This is a genomic window from Streptomyces sp. LS-MS-L19, assembly GCF_058382285.1.
Genome location: NZ_JBYCLL010000001.1, coordinates 6,029,100 through 6,048,792, shown reverse-complemented (window position 1 = coordinate 6,048,792; position 19,693 = coordinate 6,029,100). Strand labels below are relative to the sequence as shown.

Sequence of the window (19,693 nt, the reverse complement as noted above, 5' to 3'; positions counted from 1 at the left end):
TGGAGCCCGGTCAGGCGGCCTTGGGGCGGTCCCGGTCCACGGCTGCCCCGCCGGTCCCGGGGTCGGGCAGTCGCGGTGGTGTCGAGACGGCTTCCGCCGCCGCGCAGGACGCCAGCAGGTCGCGCATGGACACGCCGCCGGCGATCGCGTACGGCTGCGGCTGGGGCCGGTTCTCGGTGGCCGACATGGACGCCTCCTGAAGTTCGGGGGCGGGCGTGGTTAGGCAGACCTAACTACGGGCTGGGTACCATGTGACCACGCGCGGGACACCGAATGCAATATCTTGCCGACGCGTTGTCGGAACGTTCACGGAAAACGACCGTCCGGCGGCCGACCCGCCGCTCAGGCGGTCAGCACGCTGAGGTCGGCCGCGGTCCACCGCTCCCCGACCGGCGTCAGCGTCACGTGCCGCACCTCGTCGGTGGTGTCACCGACCGCCCGGTGGATCTGGACGTGCAGCCGGTCGTCGGTCAGCTCCTCGACCTTGCCCTCGCCCCACTCCACGACGACCACCGACTCCGGCAGTGACACGTCGAGGTCGAGGTCCTCCATCTCGTCGAGCCCGCCGCCCAGGCGGTACGCGTCGACGTGCACGAGCGGCGGCCCGTCGCCGAGGGACGGATGGACCCGGGCGATCACGAAGGTCGGCGAGGTCACGGCCCCCCGCACCCCGAGTCCCTCACCGAGTCCGCGGGTCAGGGTCGTCTTGCCCGCGCCGAGCTCCCCGCTGAGCATCACGAGGTCCCCGGCGCGCAGCAGCTTGGCGAGCTTCAGCCCCAGCTCGCGCATCTGCTCGGGGGAGGTGACGGTCAGCTCGGTCTCAACCGGGTTGCGCGGTACTGCTTCCATAACCGCCAACGGTAGCCCCTGCGGGCACCGCCCCCGCGCGGGTGAGGAGGTCGGCGAGGCGGTCGGTGACCACTTCCGGGTGTTCCAGCATGACCAGGTGTCCGGCGTCCGGGACCAGCACCAGCTCCGCCTCCGGGAGCAGGGAGGCGATGGCCTCGCTGTGCTCGCTGGGCGTGACCATGTCCCCCACGCCGGCGAGCACGAGCACCGGCTTGTCGGCGAAGTGGGCGAGGGCGGCGGTCTTGTCGTGGTTGTCGAACGCCGGGTAGTACTCGGCGACCACGTCGATCGGGGTGCCCTCGATCATCCGTTCGGCGAACCGGACGACGGCCGGGTCGACGTCCCGGGAGGCGAAGGAGTAGCGCTTGATGATTCCGGCGAACAGGTCGGCGGTGGCCCGGCGCCCCTTCTCCACCAGGTCGGCCCGCTGCCCGAGCGCCTTGAGGACGCCCGGCAGCACCCGCCGTACGGCATTGACACCGGCGACCGGCAGCCCGAAGTTGACCTCGCCGAGCCGCCCGGACGAGGTGCCGACCAGGGCCACCGCGACCACCCGGTCACGGATCAGCTCGGGGAACGCGTCGGCCAGCGCCATGACGGTCATGCCGCCCATGGAGTGCCCGACGAGCACGATCGGCCCCTCGGGCACGGTCGCGTCGATGACGGCCTTCAGGTCGCGCCCGAGCTGCTCGATGTCGACCGGCACCCCGTCCTGCACCTGCCGTACGCCCCGCCCGGACCGTCCGTGGCTGCGCTGGTCCCAGTGCACGGTCCGGACGACACCCCTGAGGGCCGCCCGCTGGAAGTGCCAGGAGTCCTGGCTCAGGCAGTAGCCGTGGCTGAAGACGACGGTGACGGGAGCGGGGGCCTTGCGCCCGAACAGCCGGCGCCGACGCGGCGACAGGGCGGGCGCGGACTCCGGGTCCACGTCGTCGACCTCGTAGTACAGCTCCGTGCCGTCGTCGGAGTACGCCTTGCCGGGCGTGCCGCGCAGCGCGCCGTACGGCCCGGTCGAGTCGAGGGCGAGTCGCGCCCTCTGCCGCATGCCGCGCCCGACGGTGAGCCGCTCGATGGCGACGCCCGCCGCGGCACCCGCGGCGATCACGCCTATCGCGGCGCCGGCGATCCCGGTCGCCCGGCGCCAGCCGGCGCCCGCCCCCGCCGCGGAGGCGAGGGCCACCGACGCGGCGGCGTCGACGACGGCCTCCGCACTGCTCTCGCTCACGTACCGCTCCTGTTCGCTGGGTCGGGTGATGCTGGGTCGGGTGATACCGGTGTGGCGGGACTGGCTGTTCTCGCACGTACTGTGCGGTTACCCCGCTTGTCCCTCGTTCACATAGACGCGGGGAACGCGTGTTCCGATGCGGGTCACGATCTCGTACGCGATGGTGCCCGCGGCCTGTGCCCAGTCCTCCGCGGTGGGCTCGCCCCCGTCGCCGGGGCCGAAGAGCACGGCCCGGGTGCCGGTCGGCGGTGCGTCGCCGCCGAGGTCCACGACGAACTGGTCCATGGCGATCCGCCCGGCGACCGTACGCCACTTGCCGTCGACCAGGACCGGGCCGGCCCCCGAGGCGTGCCGCGGGACGCCGTCCGCGTAGCCGACGGGCACGAGGCCGAGGGTGGTCTCGCCCGGGGTGACATAGCGATGGCCGTAGCTGACGCCATGGCCGCCGGGGACGCGTTTGACCAGGGCGATCGACGCCGACAGCGTCATCACCGGGCGCAGTCCGAAGTCGGCGGGGGCGCCGAGGTCGGGGCTGGGCGAGATGCCGTAGACCGCGATCCCGGTGCGGACGAGGTCGAAGTGGCTCTCCGGGAGGGTGAGCGTGGCGGGCGAGTTGGCGATGTGCCGGACCTCGGGGCGCACGCCCTGTCCCTCGGCGTACGCCAGCATCTCGCGGAAGAGGGTGAGCTGGGCTGTGATGGAGGGGTGCCCGGGCTCGTCGGCGCAGGCGAAGTGCGACCAGAGCCCGGTGACGCGCAGCAAGCCCTGCGCCTCGGCGCGCAGGGCCTCGGCCACCAGCTCGGCCCAGTCCTCGCCGGGCTGGCAGCCGCCGCGCCCGAGCCCGGTGTCGGCCTTGAGCTGCACGCGCGCGGGCAGGCCCGCCGCGCGGGCCGCGTCGGTGACCTCGCGCAGGGCCCACAGGCCGCTGACGGACACGTCGAGGTCGGCCTCGATCGCCTCCCGCCAGGGCCCGCCGGGGGTCCACAGCCAGCACATGATCCGCCCCGGCAGACCCGCCTCGCGCAGCGCGAGAGCCTCCTCCGGGGTGGCGGTGCCCAGCCACTGGGCACCCGCCTCGACCGCGGCGCGGGCGCAGGGCACCGCGCCGTGGCCGTACGCGTCGGACTTGACCACGGCCATGAGGGCGGCCCCGGACGCGCGGGCGCGCAGGGCCCGCACATTGGCCCGCAGCGCGGCCAGGTCGATCTCGGCTCGGGCGCGGAGCGGTGCGGTCGGGGCAGTTGCTGTCTCGTTCATGGCGCCCCCAGTGTCTCAGAGGCGACTGACACCACCGATGAGCACGTCCCCGGGACGCACCCACGCGCGCGCGTGTCAGAGGCTCAGGCCGTGCCGGGCCAGGTACTTCACCGGGTCGATGTCCGAGCCGTAGGGGCGCCGGGCGCGCACCTCGAAGTGCAGGTGCGGGCCGGTGGCCCGGCCGGTGGCACCGCTGCTGCCGATCCGGGTGCCGGCCTTGACCTTGGCTCCGCGCGCGACCGAGATGCGGTTCAGATGGCCGTAGACCACATAGCGGCCGTCGCTCATCTTGAGCGTCACGGCCTTTCCGTACGACCCCGACCAGCTGGCCAGGACGACGGTGCCGGTGCCGACCGCGTAAACCGGGGTGCCCTTGGGGACGGCAAGATCCACTCCTGTGTGGTATCCCACCAGCCAGTTGCCGCGCACCCGGTAACGCATCGTCACCCTGGCTCTCTTCTTGATGGGGCGGGTCCACTTGGCGGGGGCGAGGGCGCGGTCGCTGTCATCGACCTCGACGTCCTCGGCCGCCGCCAGCAGTTCCTCGAACTCCTCGTCCATGTCGCCGGAGCAGCTGCCTCCGGGCTCTTCGGGCTGTTCCTGTGACGGGTCCGGGATGTCCTCGCGGTCCTCACGGAAACCGAGAACGGGACTCCCCAGAACGACTGCCGCTCCGCCCAGCAGTTCACGCCGGGTGGTGCCGCGTATATTTGGCTCATCCATGCGGCCAGCGAAACATCGCCCTTTCGGCTCCGCATATTCGGCCGACCGGTATTGGTCCCATCAGGTAGTAGTTCGCGCACGGTGCTCCATTTGCCACCGCGCGGGCGGGCGACGGGAGCGGGGCGGGCGCGGCGGAACCGGGAGCGGGGCGGGCGCGGTGGCGGGGGCCTGCCGGACCCACGTCCGCCGCGTGCCGCCCTGCGTGGCCGTGCTCCGGGCGGCCCCCGCTCACCCCTCCGTCACGTCCCGCCAGGCCTCCGGTAGCGCCTCTGCCACGTCGTGGGCGCCCACCGGTGCTCCGTGGGCCGCGAAGCGGCCGGCCAGGCCGTGCAGGTAGGCGGCCGTGCTGCCGGCGTCCAGGGCCGTCAGTCCGGACGCGAGCAGGGACCCCGCGAGACCGGAGAGGACGTCACCGCTGCCGGCGGTGGCCAGCCAGGGCGTCCCGGTCGGGTTGACGCGTACGGCCCCGCCGGCGGCGTCGGCGACGAGCGTGGTCGAGCCCTTGAGCAGCACGGTCGCGTCGTAGCGGGCGGCGAGTTCGCGCGCCGAGGCCAGCCGGGCCGCCTCGACCTCCTCGCGCGGCACCCCGAGCAGCGCGGCGGCCTCTCCGGCGTGCGGGGTCATGAGAGTCGGCGCGGTACGTGCCCGTACGGCGTCCCGGTCGGCGAGCCGCAGCCCGTCCGCGTCGACGAGCACGGGCACGTCCGACGCCAGCACCTCGCCGACCGCCGAGGCGTCGTCCCCGGCCCCCGGCCCGACCACCCACGCCTGCACCCGCCCGGCCTGCTTCGGCCCCTGGTCGGAGACGAGCGTCTCGGGGAAGCGGGCGAGCACGGCGTCCCCGGCCGGCCCGACGTACCGCACGGCCCCGGCACCGCCCCGCAGCGCCCCGGACACGGCGAGCACGGCGGCCCCCGGATAGCGCGCGGACCCGGCGGCGATCCCGACGACACCGCGCCGGTACTTGTCGCTCTCCCCGCTCGGCACCGGCAACAGCCGCCGTACGTCGGCGTGTTGGAGGGCCTCCAGCTCGGCCTCGGCGGGCAGCACAGCGCTCAGCCCGATGTCGACGAGCCGCACCGACCCGGCGTACTCCCGCGCGGGATCGACCAGCAGCCCCGGCTTGTGCGTCCCGAAGGTGACGGTCAGATCGGCCCGTACGGCGGCCCCCCGCACCTCCCCGGTGTCCGCCTCGACCCCACTCGGCAGATCCACGGCGACGACGGCACCCCGCGCCCGCTCGGCGACCTCGGCCAGCCGGGCGGCCTCGGGCCGCAGCCCGCCCTTGCCACCGATACCGACGATCCCGTCGAGGAGGAGGTCGGCGCGCGCGATCAGGTCCTCGACACCGGCCGCTCCAAGGGGTCCGGCGGCCCCCCGATCACCCTCCACGGCCCGCCCGTCGGTCCCCACCGCACGCCCACCGGCCCGCCTCAACGCGGCCAGCCCCCCGGCGTGGGCCCGTTCCGGCGCGAGCAGCACGGCGGTCACCCCGGCGCCCCGGCGCGCGAGCCGCGCGCCCGCGTACAGGGCGTCCCCGCCGTTGTCCCCGCTCCCGACGAGCAGCACGACCCGACGGCCGTACACCCGCCCCAGCAGGTCCGCGCAGGCGGCCGCCAGCCCGGCCGCCGCCCGCTGCATGAGCGCACCCTCCGGCAACCGGGCCATCAGCTCCCGCTCGGCCGCCCTGACCGTCTCCACGCTGTACGCAGTTCGCATGGGTCCGAGTGTCCCCCGCAGGGGACGGAGGTGACCAACGGCGACCCGGCGCACCCACCGGATATCAGGTGCCGTGGCGTCGGCCGCCGGTGCAGACTCCCTGTATGGCAGACATGGGGGCGTTCCGGGACGCGGTGAGCGGCTGGGCGAACGGTGGTTCAGGCGATCCGGCGCGTGAGTTGTCCGAGCAGTTGGGAGTACGGACGGCGGTGCTGCTGGAGGGCCCGAGCGATCTGGCGGCCGTGGAGACGCTGGCGGCCCGGCGGGGCCGGGACCTGGCCGCGGAGGGAGTGGCCGCGGTGTCGATGGGCGGGGCGATGAGCATCGCCCGCTTCGCCGCCGTCCTGGGGCCGCCCGGCCTGGACCTGCGCCTGACGGGCCTGTGCGACGTACGCGAACAGCCCTACTACGACCGTGGCCTGAGGCGGGCGGGCGCGGCCGACGCGGCGTACTTCGTCTGCGAGGCGGACCTGGAGGACGAACTGATCCGCGCGCTCGGCACGGCGAGGGTCGAGGAGATCGTCGAGACGGAGGGCGACCTGCGCCCCTGGCAGACCTTCCTCTCCCAGCCCGCCCAGCACGGCCGCCCCCGCGAGCAGCAGTTCCGCCGCTTCCTGGGCACGAAGAAGGGCCGCAAGATCCGCTACGGCCACCTCCTGGTCGAGGCCCTGGACGCCGACCGGGTACCGGCGCCGCTGGATGAGCTGTTCGCGGCGCTGGGGCAGGGCTGAGGGAGGTTCAGACAGGACTGCAACGGAACAACGCCCGGGGGCTCACTCCGGGATCCGCAACCACACCAACGGTCAACCCTCCGCGATCACCACCGCCGAAGCGACCCCCGCGTCATGACTGAGCGACACGTGCCAGGACCGCACCCCGAGTTCGGCGGCCCGCGCGGCCACGGTCCCGGTCACCCGCAGCCGGGGCTGCCCGCTGTCCTCGACGTACACCTCGGCGTCGGTCCAGTACAGGCCGGCCGGCGCGCCCAGCGCCTTGGCCAGCGCCTCCTTGGCGGCGAACCGCGCGGCGAGCGAGGCGACCCCCCGCCGCTCCCCACCGGGCAGCAGCAACTCACTGTCCAGGAACAACCGCCGGGCCAACCCCGGCGTACGCTCCAGCGACGCCGCGAACCGCTCGATCTCGGCAACGTCGATACCGACCCCGATGATGCTCATCCGGGCACTTTACGATCCCGACGGAGTCCCTGAGGGCCTGGCGGAGTCCCTGAAGAGCGCGCCGTGACCACCACCGGGTCGTACCAGGTCAGCCCTGCCCCGGCGGCATCACCGGAGCGGTCGTCTCCACGGGGTCGCCGGGCTGCCAGGCGCCCGAGGTCCACTCCGGGGTGGGGGTCGGCCGGGGTGGTGCGGGTGGAGGGTTCGGGCCCCGGTTCGGGTTCTGGGGAACGGCGCCGGTCCCGCCACTGGAACCGCCCGCCGTCTTGCCGGACCCGGTCGATGTCCCGGACCCACCCACCCGGGTCGAGGAAGTCCGGGTCGGCCGCGGTGTCGGCGTGGACCTCGAAGGTGTGGGAGACGCGGAGACAGATGCGCTCGGGGAGGGGGACGCCGAGGGCTTGGCCTTGAGGGCGTCGGCCGTCGGGGATGCCGAGACCGTCGGCGCAGGGTCCGCCTCCTCGGGGTCGGCCGAGCACCCGCCCACGCACAGCACGGTCAGGACCGTGGCCGGCCCGAAGGCGGTGGCCACACCAAGCGGACGTGCCGGACGCACGGGACCCCCTACGGTCACGGAAGTGGAGTGATGAGAGTTTTAAGCGATCTTTACGAAGCCCGCAAGGGCCCCACCTGCGGAGGAGACCGATCACCGTGCAGCCCGAGAAGACCGGCACAGCCACCCGCTACCTGTACCTCGCCCGGCACGGTGAGGCCCTGCCGGACGAGAGCGGGCTGACGGAGGCCGGGCGGCGACAGGCCGTGTTGCTCGGGCAGCGGCTCCGGGACGTGCCCCTCACCGCCGTTCACCACGGGCCGCTGCCTCGGGCTGTGCAGACCGCGCGTCTGATCGGCGACCAGCTGAAGGACGTCCCCCTGCACGCCTCCGACCTCGCGGGCGACTACGTCCCCTACGTACCGCCACGACACGAACTCCCCGCCGACTCGGCCGACTTCTACCTCCGCTTCCTCGCCGACACCACCGAAGAGGAGCGGGACCAGGGCGCCACGCCGGCCCGCCGGGCACTCGACCTCTTCACCGGCCCGGCGGACGGCGAGGAGGACCGGCACGAGCTGGTCGTCACCCACAACTTCCTCGTCGCGTGGCTCGTCCGGGACGCCCTGCACGCCCCCAAGTGGCGCTGGCTCGGCCTCAACCACGCCAACGCGGCGCTCACGGTCATCCGTTACGCACCCGGCCGAGCCCCCTCCGTCCTCGTCACGAACGACATGCGCCACCTGCCCGCCGACCTGCGCTGGACGGGCTTCCCTCCCGACTCCCACGTCTGACCGCTCCGGCCGGGCCGCGGCCGGCCCGCGCGCCCACTTCACACCCCGAAACCCGGTAACCCCCAGTAACCCCTCCTGTTAGCCTGCGCAGCACAGCGCGCCGTGTATCGACCAGGCCAGGGGGACCGTCGTATGGGCGAAAGTACTGTCGGCGAGCCCCGACCACTCGTCACCGAGCCCTTCGACGCCGTGCCCGCGCTCGCGCCGCTCCGGGATGCCGCGTGGGACGGGGACTGGGCGGCCGTGCGGGCGTTCTTCGAGGGGATCCCCGGCGACGGAGCCACCGGGGGCGAGGACGTCTCCGTCGCCGCCGCGCTCCTCGCACGGGTCGAGCGGACCGAGTGGTTCCTGGAGAAGGCGGTGAAGGACCGGCCCGCCGACCCCCTCGCTCGCACGCTCCTCGCCGAGCGGTACGTCCGTCTCGGCCTGCGCGCCCGCGGCCGCGGCCCCGCCGAGAGCGTCTCGTGGGACGCGGCCCGGCAGTGCCACGACTGGCTGTGCAAGGCGGAGCTGCTGCTGATCGAGGTGTGCGCGGAGCAGCCGGCGTACGTCCCCGCGTGGACCGCCCGGCTGGCGACCGCCCGTGGGCTGGGGCTGGGGCAGTCCGAGGCCCGGCGGCGTTACGACCGGCTGGCGGAGCACCACCCGCACCACGCCCACGCGCAGTCCCGCCTGCTGCGGCAGCTGTGCCCCGAGGGGGGCGGATCGTGGGAGGCCGCGCACGGCTTCGCCGAGGAGTGCGCGAGCGCCGCACCGGACGGATCGCACGCCGGTGTCCTGGTCGCCGAGGCCCACCTCGCGCACCGGGCCGCGCTGGACGGTGCCGAGGCCGAGGAGTACCTGCGGAGCACGGCCGTCCGCGACGAACTGCGCCGTGCCGCCCGGGCGTCCGTCCTGCACCCGGACCACCGCCGGGACTGGCGCTGGACCGACAGCCACAGCGCCTTCGCCCTGGTCTTCTCCCTCGGCGGCCATGTCGGCGACGCCGCCCCGCACTTCGCCGCCCTGGGCGACACGGCGTCCGAGTCGGTCTGGCGGCACGTGCCCGACTGGAGGACCCGGTTCACGGAGTACCGCGCGGCCGCCGCTCAGGCGACGCCCTGAGGGAGGGGACACCCGACATGACCGCACAGGAGCACCCACCCGTCCCGACGGCCGAGAGCCTCGACGCCCCCGACGGCTTCGTCGGCCACACCACCGTCCACGGCATCCCCACCCTCTTCGCCCCGAGCACCGACCGCCGGATCACGGCCGGTCTCGCCTTCCGGGTGGGCCACGCCGACGAGACCCTGCCCACCGCGGGCATCACGCACCTCGTCGAGCACCTCGCGCTGCACCACCTGGGCCTGTCCGACCTGCACTACAACGGCGCCACGGCGAGCACGTACACCCTCTTCCACGTCACGGGCGACGAGGACGAGGTCGTCACGTATCTCAACGGCGTGTGCGCGGCCCTGCGCGACCTCCCGATGGGCCGGATGGAGACGGAGAAGGAGATCCTGCGCACCGAGGCCGGCAGCCGCGGCAAGGGTCCGCTGTCCCGGATGCCGCTGTGGCGTTACGGCGCCCAGGGCTACGGCCTGGGGAGCCAGGACGAACTCGGCACCTGGAGCCTGACCGCCGACCAGGTGCGCGACTGGGCCGCGACCCGCTTCACCCGGGACAACGCCGTGCTGTTCCTCTCCACGGACCGCGTCCCGGACGGCCTGGACCTCACCCTGCCCGCCGGCCGCCGCTTCCCCACCCCGCCCGCCACCAGCACGCTCCCCGTCACCCCGGCCTGGCTGCACGGCGACGACGGCCATGTCGTCTTCACCTCCGTCGTCCGCCGCTCCACCGCGGCCGCCGTGTTCGCCGAGGTGCTGGGCCGCGCCCTCTTCCAGGACCTGCGGCAGAAGGGCGGCTACTCGTACTCGGCGGAGGCCGACTACTCCCCGCGCGACGCCGACTTCGCCACCCTCACCGCGTACGCCGACGCGCTGCCGCAGAAGCAGGACGCGGCGGTCGGCGGTTTCGTCGACGCGTTCGCCCGGCTGCGCGCGGGCCGCATCGAGCAGTCCGAACTGGACTCCGCGCGCGGCAAGTTGCTCAAGCGCTACGACGTCCCCGACCTCGGTGCGGCCCTGTTGCCGTCGTACGCGCTGAGCCTGCTGACCGGACACCGCATCCTGGCTCCCGATCAGTACCGGGAGGAACTGCGGGCGGTCACGGTCGAAGAGCTGCGCGAGGTCGCCCGCGAGGCGTGGGGCGGCGGGCTGCTCCAGGTGCCGCGCGGGGGAGCCGACTGGGCGGGTCTCACCCAGGCCCCCCACTTCTCACCGTCCGGGGTCTCCGGCACCCTGCACCCGTCCCTGGAGGACGACGACGTCACGCTGATCATCGGGGCCGCGGGCGTGACCCTGTCGACGCCGGCCGGTCTGGTCACCGTGCGGTACGACACCTGTGCGGCGATGACGACCCGACCCGACGGAGGCCGCTGCCTGATCGGCCTCGACGGGTTCCAGGTGATCGTGGAGCCGACCCTGTACGGGGACGTCACGGAGGAGCGGATCGCCGTACTGGACAAGGCCGTTCCGCCCGCCGTGATCGTCCCTCTGCCCGCGCGCCCCGCGGCGGAGATCCCTCAGCCGCGCGAGGGTGCGAGCCCCCGGCCCCCTGCCACCCCCCGGAAGAAGACGGGGGCAGCACGGGGCGAGTCGCTCATGAGCCGGCTCCTACGGCCCGGCCGGAGGAAGTGAAGGCGTCCGACCGCTACTCCACCGTGACCGACTTCGCCAGGTTCCGCGGCTGGTCCACCTCGTTGCCCCGGGCCGTGGCCAGTTCGCAGGCGAAGACCTGGAGCGGCACCGTGGCCACGAGCGGCTGGAGGAGGGTCGGCGTGGCCGGGATGCGGATCAGGTGGTCGGCGTAGGGCACCACGGTCTCGTCGCCCTCCTCCGCGATGACGATGGTCCGCGCCCCGCGCGCCCGGATCTCCTGGATGTTGGACACGATCTTGTCGTGCAGCACCGACCGCCCGCGCGGCGAGGGCACGACGACCACGACCGGCAGGTCCTCCTCGATGAGGGCGATCGGCCCGTGCTTGAGCTCGCCCGCCGCGAAGCCCTCGGCGTGCATGTAGGCGAGTTCCTTGAGCTTGAGCGCGCCTTCGAGGGCCACCGGATACCCGACGTGCCGCCCGAGGAACAGCACGGTGTTCTTGTCGGCCAGCGACCGGGCCAGCGCCCGCACCGGCTCCATGGTCTCCAGCACCCGCTCGACCTCGCCGGAGATGTGCGACAGGTCCCGGATGACGGCGGAGATCTCGTCGCCCCACTTGGTCCCCCGCACCTGCCCGAGGTACAGCGCGACCAGGTAACACGCCACGAGCTGGGTCAGGAACGCCTTCGTCGACGCCACGGCGACCTCGGGCCCGGCGTGCGTGTACAGCACGGCGTCGGACTCCCGGGGGATGGTGGACCCGTTGGTGTTGCAGATCGCCAGGACCTTCGAACCCTGCTCACGGGCGTGCCGTAGCGCCATGAGGGTGTCCATGGTCTCCCCGGACTGGGAGATGGCGATGACGAGGGACCGGGAGTCCAGGATCGGGTCCCGGTAGCGGAACTCGCTGGCCAGCTCCACCTCGCAGGGGATCCGGGTCCAGTGCTCGATGGCGTACTTGGCGATGAGTCCCGCGTGGAAGGCCGTACCGCACGCGACGATGACGACCTTGTCGACCTCCCGCAGCTCGGCGGCCGAGATCCGCACCTCGTCCAGGGTCAGCGAGCCGGCCGCGTCGATCCGGCCCAGCAGGGTGTCGGCGACCGCCTTGGGCTGCTCGGCGATCTCCTTGAGCATGAAGTAGTCGTAGCCGCCCTTCTCGGCGGCGGAGGCGTCCCAGTCGACGTGGTAGGAGCGGACGTCGGCGGGCCGCCCGTCGAACCCGGTGACGGTCACGCCGTCCCGCCGCAGCTCCACGACCTGGTCCTGCCCCAGCTCGATCGCGGACCGCGTGTGCGCGATGAAGGCGGCGACATCGGAGGCGAGGAAGGCCTCGCCCTCCCCCACCCCGACCACGAGCGGCGAGTTCCGCCGCGCGCCGACGACCACGTCCGGCTCGTCGGCGTGCACCGCGACCAGCGTGAACGCGCCCTCCAGCCGCCGGCACACCAGCCGCATGGCCTCGGCGAGATCGGCGGTCGCGGAGAACTCCTCGGCGAGCAGATGCGCGACGACCTCGGTGTCGGTCTCGGAGGCGAGGGTGTGCCCCCGCTCCTCCAACTCCCCCCGCAGCGCGGCGAAGTTCTCGATGATCCCGTTGTGGACGACGGACACCCGGCCGGCGTTGTCCAGATGCGGATGTGCGTTGGCGTCCGTGGGTCCCCCGTGCGTGGCCCACCGCGTGTGCCCGATCCCGGTGGCCCCCGACGGCAACGGCCGATCGACCAGCTCCTTCTCCAGATTCACCAGCTTCCCGGCCTTCTTGGCCGCCGCCAGCCCCCCGTCCGCCAGCACGGCGACCCCCGCCGAGTCGTACCCCCGGTACTCCAGCCTCTTCAGCCCGGCCATCACGACATCAAGCGCCGACTGCGACCCCACGTATCCCACGATTCCGCACATGCGGGGCAGCCTAGGGGGCGCGGACCTCCGGAACACGGCACTCGGTGCCCGATTCCGGATATCGCGAGGGGAAGCTGTATCGAGCCGGCGTGGGCCGGGGTGCCGCATTCGAAGGAGCCATGTGAGCTACAGCCTGTACCTCTGCCGATTCGTCGGCGGACAACCCGCCCCCATGGACGAACCCGCGATACGCGACGTCCTCGCCCCCGTCACCGTCGGCGGAATGCCGCCCACCGGCCTCCCGGACTCCTGGGAGCTCGAAGCCGGGGACGGCGGCGGATCGGAGGTCTACGGCGACGCCCTCGGACTCACCTTCAACCGCTTCTCCACCGGTCAGATCCTCGACCGCGTCGCCGAACTCGCCCGCCGCACCGGTGCCGCCGTCCTGCCGCTCGGGTGCCCGGCCATCCTCACGAGCGACGCCGACCGCAGACACCTCCCGGAGAGCCTCCGCGCGGAGGCGGTCGTCGTGGCCCCCGAGGCCCTGACCGGCCTGGCCGTCCAGCTCCTGATCTCCCCGCAGCCGGAGCCCCGCCGACGCCCGGCCCTGCCCTCGTTCCCCTACCATCCGAACCCCGTGGCCACCGGATCCGTGACCCCCTACGACGGCCCCTGCGCATGCTGCGGACAGGAGCGCGGCTGGGTCTACACCGGCCCCGTGTACGCCACCGACGCCCCGGACTCCGGTATCTGCCCGCACTGCATCGCCTTCGGCACGGCCGCCGAGCGCTGGGACGCCACCTTCACCGAGGGGGTCGAGGGCGCCGTACCGGCAGACGTCCTGACCACGATCCTGCGGCGTACCCCGGGGTTCGTCGCCCGGCGGTCGCCGACCTGGCTCACCCACTGCGGCGACGGCGCCGAGTTCCTCGGCTCCCTCGACAAGGACGGCCGGCCCACCGCGTACCTCTTCCGCTGCCGGGTCTGCGCCACCTCCCTCTCCTCCGCGGACTCCACCTGACGAAGGCCCCGCGTGACACACCCCACCCCCCACCCCGTTCAAACTCCGTTAACAATGGACTGTGATCTCTCCGGTCTCCCCGATGCCCCGGAGCGCCCACCGGCACAAGCCGGAGGCGACTCCCTACGTCGACCTCACCCGCGCCGAGTGGAGCGCGCTGCGTGAGAAGACTCCGCTCCCGCTGAACGCCGAAGAGGTCGAGAAGCTGCGCGGTCTCGGTGACGTCATCGACCTGGACGAGGTGCGGGACATCTACCTCCCGCTGTCCCGGCTGCTGAACCTCTACGTCGGCGCCACGGACGGGCTGAGAGGGGCGCTGAACACCTTCCTCGGCGAACAGGGCTCCCAGTCCGGCACCCCGTTCGTCATAGGGGTCGCCGGGTCGGTCGCCGTCGGCAAGTCCACCGTCGCCCGCCTCCTCCAGGCCCTGCTCTCCCGCTGGCCCGAGCACCCGCGCGTGGAGCTGGTCACCACCGACGGCTTCCTGCTCCCCACCCGCGAGCTGGAGGCCCGCGGGCTCATGTCGCGCAAGGGATTTCCCGAGTCGTACGACCGCCGGGCGCTGACCCGTTTCGTCGCCGACATCAAGGCCGGCAAGGACGAGGTCTCGGCCCCGGTCTACTCCCACCTGATCTACGACATCGTCCCCGGCGAGAAGCTCACGGTCCGCCGCCCCGACATCCTGATCGTCGAGGGCCTGAACGTCCTCCAGCCCGCCCTCCCCGGCACGGACGGCCGCACCCGCGTCGGTCTCGCCGACTACTTCGACTTCAGCGTGTACGTCGACGCGAGCGCCGAGGACATCGAGCGCTGGTACCTCAGCAGGTTCAGGAAGCTCCGGCAGACCGCCTTCCAGAACCCCGAGTCGTACTTCAGGAAGTACACGCAGGTGTCGGAGGAGGAGGCCGTCGACTACGCCCGCACCCTCTGGCGCACCATCAACAAGCCCAACCTGGTCGAGAACATCGCCCCCACCCGCGGCCGGGCCACCCTCGTCATCCGCAAGGGCCAGGACCACAAGGTGCGCAGGCTCAGCCTCCGCAAGCTCTAGAAAAGCGCGCCTGTTAAATAGGCGTCATGCTGCATCTGCGCCTGATCACGCCGGCCCACCAGACCGACGACGTGGTCCGTCTGATCGAGGGGACGGTCGGCACCACCCATCTCGTCGTGCTGCGGGGTGCCGCCCGCAACCCCGAAGGTGACGTCGTGATGTGCGACGTGGCCCGCGAGGCCGGTGACGAACTCCTCACCGATCTTCAGGAGTTGGGCCTCGACACCAACGGCTCCATCGCGGTCGAGAACATCGACCTGTCCCTGTCGAAACGCGCCGACAAGGCCGAGGCGGAGGCACCCGGCGAAGGCGCGGACGCGGTCCTGTGGGAGCACCTGACCGACGCCACGCACGAGGAGTCGACGCTCTCCGCCACCTACCTGGCCTTCATCACGCTGGCCACGATGATCGCGGCCTGCGGTGTCGTGCTCGACAACGCGGTCCTCATCGTGGGCGCCATGGCGGTGGGCCCGGAGTTCGGTCCGCTCGCCGGCATCTCCACCTCGATCGTGCAGCGCGCCCCCCGCCTGGCCCTGCGCTCCCTGATCGCCCTCCTGGCCGGCTTCGCCGTGGCGATGGCGGTGACGGTGGGCTTCAGTCTCTTCATGGACGCGCTGAATCTGTTCAGCGAGCAGAAGCTGGAGGGCGACCGCCCGCAGACCGGCTTCGTCTACGCCCCGGACGCCTTCTCCTTCATCGTCGCCGTCCTCGCGGGCGCCGCCGGCACCCTCTCCCTGACCTCGGCGAAGTCCGGTGCCCTGGTGGGCGTGGCCATCTCGGTCACCACGGTCCCGGCGGCCGCCAACGCGGCGGTGGCCCTCAGCTACGGCGACACCGAGCAGACCTGGGGCTCGACGGAACAGCTCCTGCTGAACCTCCTGGGCATCGTCCTGGCGGGCACGGTGACCCTGCTGCTCCAGAAGTGGGCCTGGCGAAAGCGCTCCTGAAGGGGCGCGGGGAACTGCGCGACCAGCCACGATGGCGCCGCAGCCCGCAAGAGACAGAACCCCCGCCCCGAACCCGGAAATCAGCCGAGCGCCGACTTCACCGCATCGGCCAACCGCCCCGCCACCGACCGGGCCTGATCAATGTCCGCGGCCTCGACCATCACCCGCACCAACGGCTCGGTCCCGGACGGCCGCAACAACACCCGCCCCGTCTCACCGAGTTCCCGCTCCGCCTCCGCCACCGCGGAAGCCAGTTCCGCAGACGTCGACACCCGGGTCCGGTCCACATCAGGCACGTTGATCAGGACCTGCGGCAACCGCTCCATGACAGAGGCCAGTTCCTTCAGCGACCGCCCGCTCTCCGCGACCCGGGCCGCCAGCATCAGCCCGGTCAGCGTGCCGTCCCCGGTCGTGGCGTGGTCCAGGATGATCACGTGCCCGGACTGCTCGCCCCCGAGGGCGTACCCGTGCTCCTTCATCTCCTCGAGGACGTACCGGTCCCCCACCGCGGTCTGGACGAGCCGCAGCCCCTCCCGCTCCAGCGCCAGCTTGAACCCGAGGTTGGACATGACGGTCGCCACCACGGTGTCGGCCCGCAGCGCGCCCCGCTCCTTCATGGCGAGCGCGAGCACGGCCATGATCTGGTCGCCGTCGACCTCCTCACCGGTGTGGTCGACGGCCAGGCACCGGTCCGCGTCCCCGTCGTGCGCGATACCGAGCGCCGCCCCGTGCTCGACGACCGCGGCCTTCAGCAGATCGAGGTGCGTGGACCCGCAGCCGTCGTTGATGTTGAGGCCGTCCGGCGACGCCCCGATCGTGATCACTTCGGCCCCGGCCCGCGAGAACGCCTCCGGCGACACCCGGGCGGCGGCGCCGTGCGCCTCGTCGAGGACGATCTTCAGACCGTCCAGCCGGTTCGGGAGTACGGCGATGAGGTGCGCCACGTACTGGTCGAACCCCTCGCCGTAGGACCGCACCCGGCCGACACCGGCGCCGGTCGGGCGCTCCCACGGCTCACCGTGCCGGTGCGCGTCGTAGACCGCCTCGATCCGGTCCTCCAGCTCGTCGTCGAGCTTGTGCCCGCCGCGCGCGAGGAACTTGACGCCGTTGTCGGGCATGGCGTTGTGGCTCGCGGAGAGCATGACGCCGAGGTCGGCGCCGAGGACGCCGGTGAGGTAGGCGACCGCGGGCGTCGGCAGCACGCCGACCTTCAGCACGTCCACCCCCGCGCTCGCGAGACCCGCGACCACGGCGGCCTCCAGGAACTCCCCGGACGCGCGGGGGTCCCGTCCGACGACCGCCGTAGGCCGGTGGCCCTCGAACGTGCCCGCCTCGGCCAGCACGTGCGCCGCCGCGACCGACAGACCGAGCGCCATCTCGGCCGTCAGATCCGCGTTGGCGACACCGCGCACGCCGTCCGTGCCGAAGAGTCGTCCCACTTGTCCTCCTGGGGAAGCGTCAGTTACGGAGATCATCCGATCACATGAGCCTTTGAGCGCCTTGTGCCGTTATACGCCCAAGACTGTGATAAACGAACGCCCCGGCGGCACTGTGGCGTGCCGCCGGGGCGAACGGACGTACTGCTGGCTCGCGGACGAGCCGGTACGAGCAGACAGGCAGCGAAGCTTAACGCTTGCTGTACTGCGGGGCCTTGCGGGCCTTCTTGAGACCGGCCTTCTTGCGCTCGACCGCACGGTCGTCGCGGCGGAGGAAGCCGGCCTTCTTGAGGGCGCCGCGGTTGTTGTCCACGTCGGCCTCGTTCAGCGCGCGGGCCACGCCGAGGCGCAGGGCACCGGCCTGACCGGAGACACCGCCACCCGCGATGCGGGCGATGACGTCGTAGCGGCCCTCGAGCTCGAGCACCTTGAAGGGCTCGTTGACTTCCTGCTGGTGCACCTTGTTGGGGAAGTAGTCCTCAAGGGTGCGACCGTTGATCTTCCACTTGCCGGTGCCCGGGACGATCCGGACGCGGGCGATCGCGTTCTTGCGACGGCCCAGGCCGGCGGCCGGCTGCGGGTCGCCGAAGCGGGACGCGAGCGACTCCGAGGTGTACTCGCCCTCGACGGGGACCTCGGACTCGGTGGTGTAGCTGTCGATGTCGACGATCTCTTCGCCCTCGACGGGCGTCTCGACGGTGGTCTCGGCCACGATTCTCCTCAGATTCTCTTCAGTCTTAGGGGGTGGCCGGACTTACTGCGCGACCTGGGTGATCTCGAACGGCTGCGGCTGCTGCGCGCCGTGCGGGTGCTGGTCACCCTTGTAGACCTTCAGCTTCGAGAGCATCTGACGGCCCAGCGTGTTCTTGGGGAGCATGCCCTTGATGGCCTTCTCGATGGCCTTCTCGGGGTTCTTGTCGAGGAGCTCGTCGTAGCGGACCGAGCGCAGACCACCCGGGTAGCCGGAGTGGCGGTACGCCATCTTCTGGGTCCGCTTGTTGCCGGAGAGGTGCACCTTGTCGGCGTTGATGATGATGACGAAGTCACCGGTGTCGACGTGAGGGGCGTAGATCGGCTTGTGCTTGCCGCGCAGCAGGGAGGCGGCAGTGGTGGCGAGACGGCCCAGGACGACGTCCTGAGCGTCAATGACGTGCCACTGGCGAGTCACATCGCCGGGCTTGGGGCTGTACGTACGCACTTCGCAGCCTTCTTCTTCAGTGGATGGGTGCTGACACATGGCATCACTGAAGCGATCGTGCAGCTGGGGACGACAAATATGCCGGGCCACTGCCCGTATGCCGCCCACTGGTAACTGCTCCAGGGAACCTAGGTAGAGGCCCCTCGCACGAGAACGAGCGAGCCAATACACAACGAAGAGGCAGAATACCCGGGGTCCCACGGACGGGTCAAAACGAGGCCCCGGCGACAGCTTCTCGGCCGCCGTCGACTCCTTCTCGGCCGAGTTGTGCACCGGTGCCGGAAAGGTCCCCCGGGCCGCTGTCCACAGGCCCGACAGCACCACCCGTCCCCCGTCTAAGATGCGCCCCATGAGCTTTGGGCAGCAGGGGGGACCCCCGTCCCAGTGGGATCCCTGGAAACCGCAGTCGCAGCAGCCGTGGAGCAGCGGCGGGGGCGAGCAGACTCCGGACTGGGCCGCGCTCGCCGAGGCCTCCGAGACCCGTAACAGACGACGCCGGCTCTTCTTCATCGTGGGCGGCGCGCTCGCCACGGTCGGGATAGGCACCGCCGTCGCGATGGCCGTCGTATCGGCGAACGGCGACGACCAGGCGAACAAGCCGACCTCGTCCCTGCCGGCGACCGCCGACATCCCGAGCGCCACCGGGACCGTGCCGTCGTTCGCGCCGACCAGCGCCCCGCCGCCGCTGGACCCGAAGGAGTTCATCGCCAGCAGGGCCAAGGACACGGCCCCGCTCAGCGCGAAGCTCCTCTTCCCGGGGACCCAGCTGACCATGGGCTCGACCGTGTACAAGAAGGGCGAGACGTCCGACACGAAGAACTGCGCCGCCGCCGACGCCGTCCAGACGAGCCTCGGCAAGATCCTCAAGGCCAACGGCTGCACCCAGTTCATGCGCGTCAGCTACACCAAGGACGGCGTCTCGGTGACGGTCGGGGTGGCCGTGTTCGACACCGAGGCCGCGGCGCAGAAGGCGAAGAGCCAGGTCAACACCAAGAAGGACATCGTCAAGTCGCTGCCCGGCGGCGCGGTCAAGGCCTTCTGCAACTCAGCGATCTGCCGCACGACCTCGAACTCCTACGGCCGCTACGCCTACTTCACGATCTCCGGCTTCGCCGGCGGGAAGAACGTCACGGAGAAGGACACCGCGGTCTTCAGCATCGGCGACAACCTGGCCGAGTTCACCTTCCGCCAGATCCACCGACGGGGCGAGGCCCAGGCCTCCACCGCGGCGGGCGAGTGACCCGGCGCGCACGAGCGCGCCGGGCC

General features: G+C 72.2%; 19 protein-coding genes. 8 read left to right on the top strand and 11 right to left on the bottom strand.

Annotated features, from left to right (window positions below; genetic code table 11):
* Positions 1-10 precede the first annotated feature (10 nt).
* From AC2XR2_RS27130 to AC2XR2_RS27105, 6 genes are all read right to left on the bottom strand, one after another.
* Positions 11-187 (bottom strand): hypothetical protein, encoded by a 177-nt coding sequence (locus AC2XR2_RS27130; protein ID WP_381307933.1) that lies wholly within the window; start codon positions 185-187, stop codon positions 11-13.
* A gap of 155 nt (positions 188-342) precedes the next feature.
* Positions 343-849 carry a tRNA (adenosine(37)-N6)-threonylcarbamoyltransferase complex ATPase subunit type 1 TsaE gene (gene tsaE, locus AC2XR2_RS27125; protein ID WP_381307936.1) on the bottom strand — a complete coding sequence of 169 codons (507 nt, stop codon included), beginning with the start codon at positions 847-849 and terminating at the stop codon, positions 343-345.
* On the bottom strand, positions 821-2,074 hold the full coding sequence (locus tag AC2XR2_RS27120; protein WP_381307939.1) for an alpha/beta fold hydrolase: 1,254 nt from the start codon (positions 2,072-2,074) through the stop codon (positions 821-823). The genes tsaE and AC2XR2_RS27120 overlap by 29 nt, the downstream gene beginning before the upstream one ends.
* Positions 2,075-2,161: 87 nt before the next feature.
* A complete protein-coding gene (alr, locus tag AC2XR2_RS27115; RefSeq protein ID WP_491516521.1) occupies positions 2,162-3,331 on the bottom strand; it encodes an alanine racemase in 1,170 nt (389 codons plus the stop codon).
* A gap of 75 nt (positions 3,332-3,406) precedes the next feature.
* Positions 3,407-4,054 carry a M23 family metallopeptidase gene (locus AC2XR2_RS27110; RefSeq protein ID WP_330264983.1) on the bottom strand — a complete coding sequence of 216 codons (648 nt, stop codon included), beginning with the start codon at positions 4,052-4,054 and terminating at the stop codon, positions 3,407-3,409.
* Between the two features lie 228 nt (positions 4,055-4,282).
* Complete coding sequence (locus tag AC2XR2_RS27105) at positions 4,283-5,773, bottom strand: NAD(P)H-hydrate dehydratase (RefSeq protein ID WP_381307945.1); 1,491 nt, start codon at positions 5,771-5,773, stop codon at positions 4,283-4,285.
* A gap of 104 nt (positions 5,774-5,877) precedes the next feature.
* Between AC2XR2_RS27105 and AC2XR2_RS27100 the strand changes: the two genes are divergently transcribed.
* Complete coding sequence (locus AC2XR2_RS27100) at positions 5,878-6,504, top strand: TOPRIM nucleotidyl transferase/hydrolase domain-containing protein (protein WP_491516520.1); 627 nt, start codon at positions 5,878-5,880, stop codon at positions 6,502-6,504.
* A 72-nt stretch (positions 6,505-6,576) separates the two neighbouring features.
* Here AC2XR2_RS27100 and AC2XR2_RS27095 read toward each other — a convergent pair whose 3' ends face one another.
* On the bottom strand, positions 6,577-6,948 hold the full coding sequence (locus tag AC2XR2_RS27095; RefSeq protein ID WP_330264986.1) for a holo-ACP synthase: 372 nt from the start codon (positions 6,946-6,948) through the stop codon (positions 6,577-6,579).
* Positions 6,949-7,599: 651 nt separating this feature from the next.
* Between AC2XR2_RS27095 and AC2XR2_RS27090 the strand changes: the two genes are divergently transcribed.
* From AC2XR2_RS27090 to AC2XR2_RS27080, 3 genes are all read left to right on the top strand, one after another.
* The gene (locus AC2XR2_RS27090) at positions 7,600-8,235 is read left to right on the top strand and encodes a histidine phosphatase family protein (protein WP_491516519.1); all 636 of its coding nucleotides are present in this window, start codon (positions 7,600-7,602) and stop codon (positions 8,233-8,235) included.
* Positions 8,236-8,367: 132 nt separating this feature from the next.
* Positions 8,368-9,339 (top strand): hypothetical protein, encoded by a 972-nt coding sequence (locus tag AC2XR2_RS27085; RefSeq protein ID WP_491516518.1) that lies wholly within the window; start codon positions 8,368-8,370, stop codon positions 9,337-9,339.
* A 17-nt stretch (positions 9,340-9,356) separates the two neighbouring features.
* Positions 9,357-10,973, top strand: coding sequence for a M16 family metallopeptidase (locus AC2XR2_RS27080; protein ID WP_491516517.1), 1,617 nt, complete (start codon positions 9,357-9,359; stop codon positions 10,971-10,973).
* Between the two features lie 13 nt (positions 10,974-10,986).
* On the opposite strand, the gene glmS is transcribed toward AC2XR2_RS27080, so the two are convergent.
* Entirely contained in the window at positions 10,987-12,834 is a 1,848-nt protein-coding gene (glmS, locus tag AC2XR2_RS27075) for a glutamine--fructose-6-phosphate transaminase (isomerizing) (protein WP_449352367.1), read from the bottom strand.
* A 121-nt stretch (positions 12,835-12,955) separates the two neighbouring features.
* Here glmS and AC2XR2_RS27070 point away from each other — a divergent pair, with 121 nt between their 5' ends.
* The 3 genes from AC2XR2_RS27070 (at position 12,956) to AC2XR2_RS27060 (ending at position 15,793) form a co-directional block, all read left to right on the top strand.
* Positions 12,956-13,795: a CbrC family protein gene (locus AC2XR2_RS27070; protein ID WP_491516516.1), complete on the top strand. Its 840-nt coding sequence runs from the start codon at positions 12,956-12,958 to the stop codon at positions 13,793-13,795.
* 82 nt (positions 13,796-13,877) lie between these two features.
* The gene (gene coaA / locus AC2XR2_RS27065) at positions 13,878-14,846 is read left to right on the top strand and encodes a type I pantothenate kinase (RefSeq protein WP_381303524.1); all 969 of its coding nucleotides are present in this window, start codon (positions 13,878-13,880) and stop codon (positions 14,844-14,846) included.
* Positions 14,847-14,872: 26 nt separating this feature from the next.
* Positions 14,873-15,793 carry a DUF389 domain-containing protein gene (locus AC2XR2_RS27060; RefSeq protein ID WP_381303522.1) on the top strand — a complete coding sequence of 307 codons (921 nt, stop codon included), beginning with the start codon at positions 14,873-14,875 and terminating at the stop codon, positions 15,791-15,793.
* Between the two features lie 80 nt (positions 15,794-15,873).
* On the opposite strand, the gene glmM is transcribed toward AC2XR2_RS27060, so the two are convergent.
* The 3 genes from glmM to rplM all read right to left on the bottom strand — a co-directional run bounded on the left by glmM (position 15,874) and on the right by rplM (position 18,427).
* Positions 15,874-17,232: a phosphoglucosamine mutase gene (glmM, locus tag AC2XR2_RS27055; RefSeq protein ID WP_449352369.1), complete on the bottom strand. Its 1,359-nt coding sequence runs from the start codon at positions 17,230-17,232 to the stop codon at positions 15,874-15,876.
* A 187-nt stretch (positions 17,233-17,419) separates the two neighbouring features.
* A complete protein-coding gene (gene rpsI, locus AC2XR2_RS27050) occupies positions 17,420-17,941 on the bottom strand; it encodes a 30S ribosomal protein S9 (protein WP_123762524.1) in 522 nt (173 codons plus the stop codon).
* Positions 17,942-17,983: 42 nt separating this feature from the next.
* Positions 17,984-18,427 carry a 50S ribosomal protein L13 gene (gene rplM, locus AC2XR2_RS27045; protein WP_123762523.1) on the bottom strand — a complete coding sequence of 148 codons (444 nt, stop codon included), beginning with the start codon at positions 18,425-18,427 and terminating at the stop codon, positions 17,984-17,986.
* 349 nt (positions 18,428-18,776) lie between these two features.
* Between rplM and AC2XR2_RS27040 the strand changes: the two genes are divergently transcribed.
* Positions 18,777-19,667 (top strand): hypothetical protein, encoded by an 891-nt coding sequence (locus AC2XR2_RS27040; RefSeq protein ID WP_449352370.1) that lies wholly within the window; start codon positions 18,777-18,779, stop codon positions 19,665-19,667.
* The last annotated feature ends 26 nt before the right edge of the window (positions 19,668-19,693 follow it).

Bases quoted from the DNA above. Each gene is read 5' to 3' on its own strand.
- AC2XR2_RS27130 (WP_381307933.1), bottom strand. From the start codon at position 187: ATGTCGGCCACCGAGAACCGGCCCCAGCCGCAGCCGTACGCGATCGCC.
- tsaE (WP_381307936.1), bottom strand. From the start codon at position 849: ATGGAAGCAGTACCGCGCAACCCGGTTGAGACCGAGCTGACCGTCACC.
- alr (WP_491516521.1), bottom strand. From the start codon at position 3,331: ATGAACGAGACAGCAACTGCCCCGACCGCACCGCTCCGCGCCCGAGCC.
- AC2XR2_RS27110 (WP_330264983.1), bottom strand. From the start codon at position 4,054: ATGGATGAGCCAAATATACGCGGCACCACCCGGCGTGAACTGCTGGGC.
- AC2XR2_RS27105 (WP_381307945.1), bottom strand. From the start codon at position 5,773: ATGCGAACTGCGTACAGCGTGGAGACGGTCAGGGCGGCCGAGCGGGAG.
- AC2XR2_RS27100 (WP_491516520.1), top strand. From the start codon at position 5,878: ATGGCAGACATGGGGGCGTTCCGGGACGCGGTGAGCGGCTGGGCGAAC.
- AC2XR2_RS27095 (WP_330264986.1), bottom strand. From the start codon at position 6,948: ATGAGCATCATCGGGGTCGGTATCGACGTTGCCGAGATCGAGCGGTTC.
- AC2XR2_RS27085 (WP_491516518.1), top strand. From the start codon at position 8,368: ATGGGCGAAAGTACTGTCGGCGAGCCCCGACCACTCGTCACCGAGCCC.
- AC2XR2_RS27080 (WP_491516517.1), top strand. From the start codon at position 9,357: ATGACCGCACAGGAGCACCCACCCGTCCCGACGGCCGAGAGCCTCGAC.
- glmS (WP_449352367.1), bottom strand. From the start codon at position 12,834: ATGTGCGGAATCGTGGGATACGTGGGGTCGCAGTCGGCGCTTGATGTC.
- coaA (WP_381303524.1), top strand. From the start codon at position 13,878: ATGCCCCGGAGCGCCCACCGGCACAAGCCGGAGGCGACTCCCTACGTC.
- AC2XR2_RS27060 (WP_381303522.1), top strand. From the start codon at position 14,873: ATGCTGCATCTGCGCCTGATCACGCCGGCCCACCAGACCGACGACGTG.
- AC2XR2_RS27040 (WP_449352370.1), top strand. From the start codon at position 18,777: ATGAGCTTTGGGCAGCAGGGGGGACCCCCGTCCCAGTGGGATCCCTGG.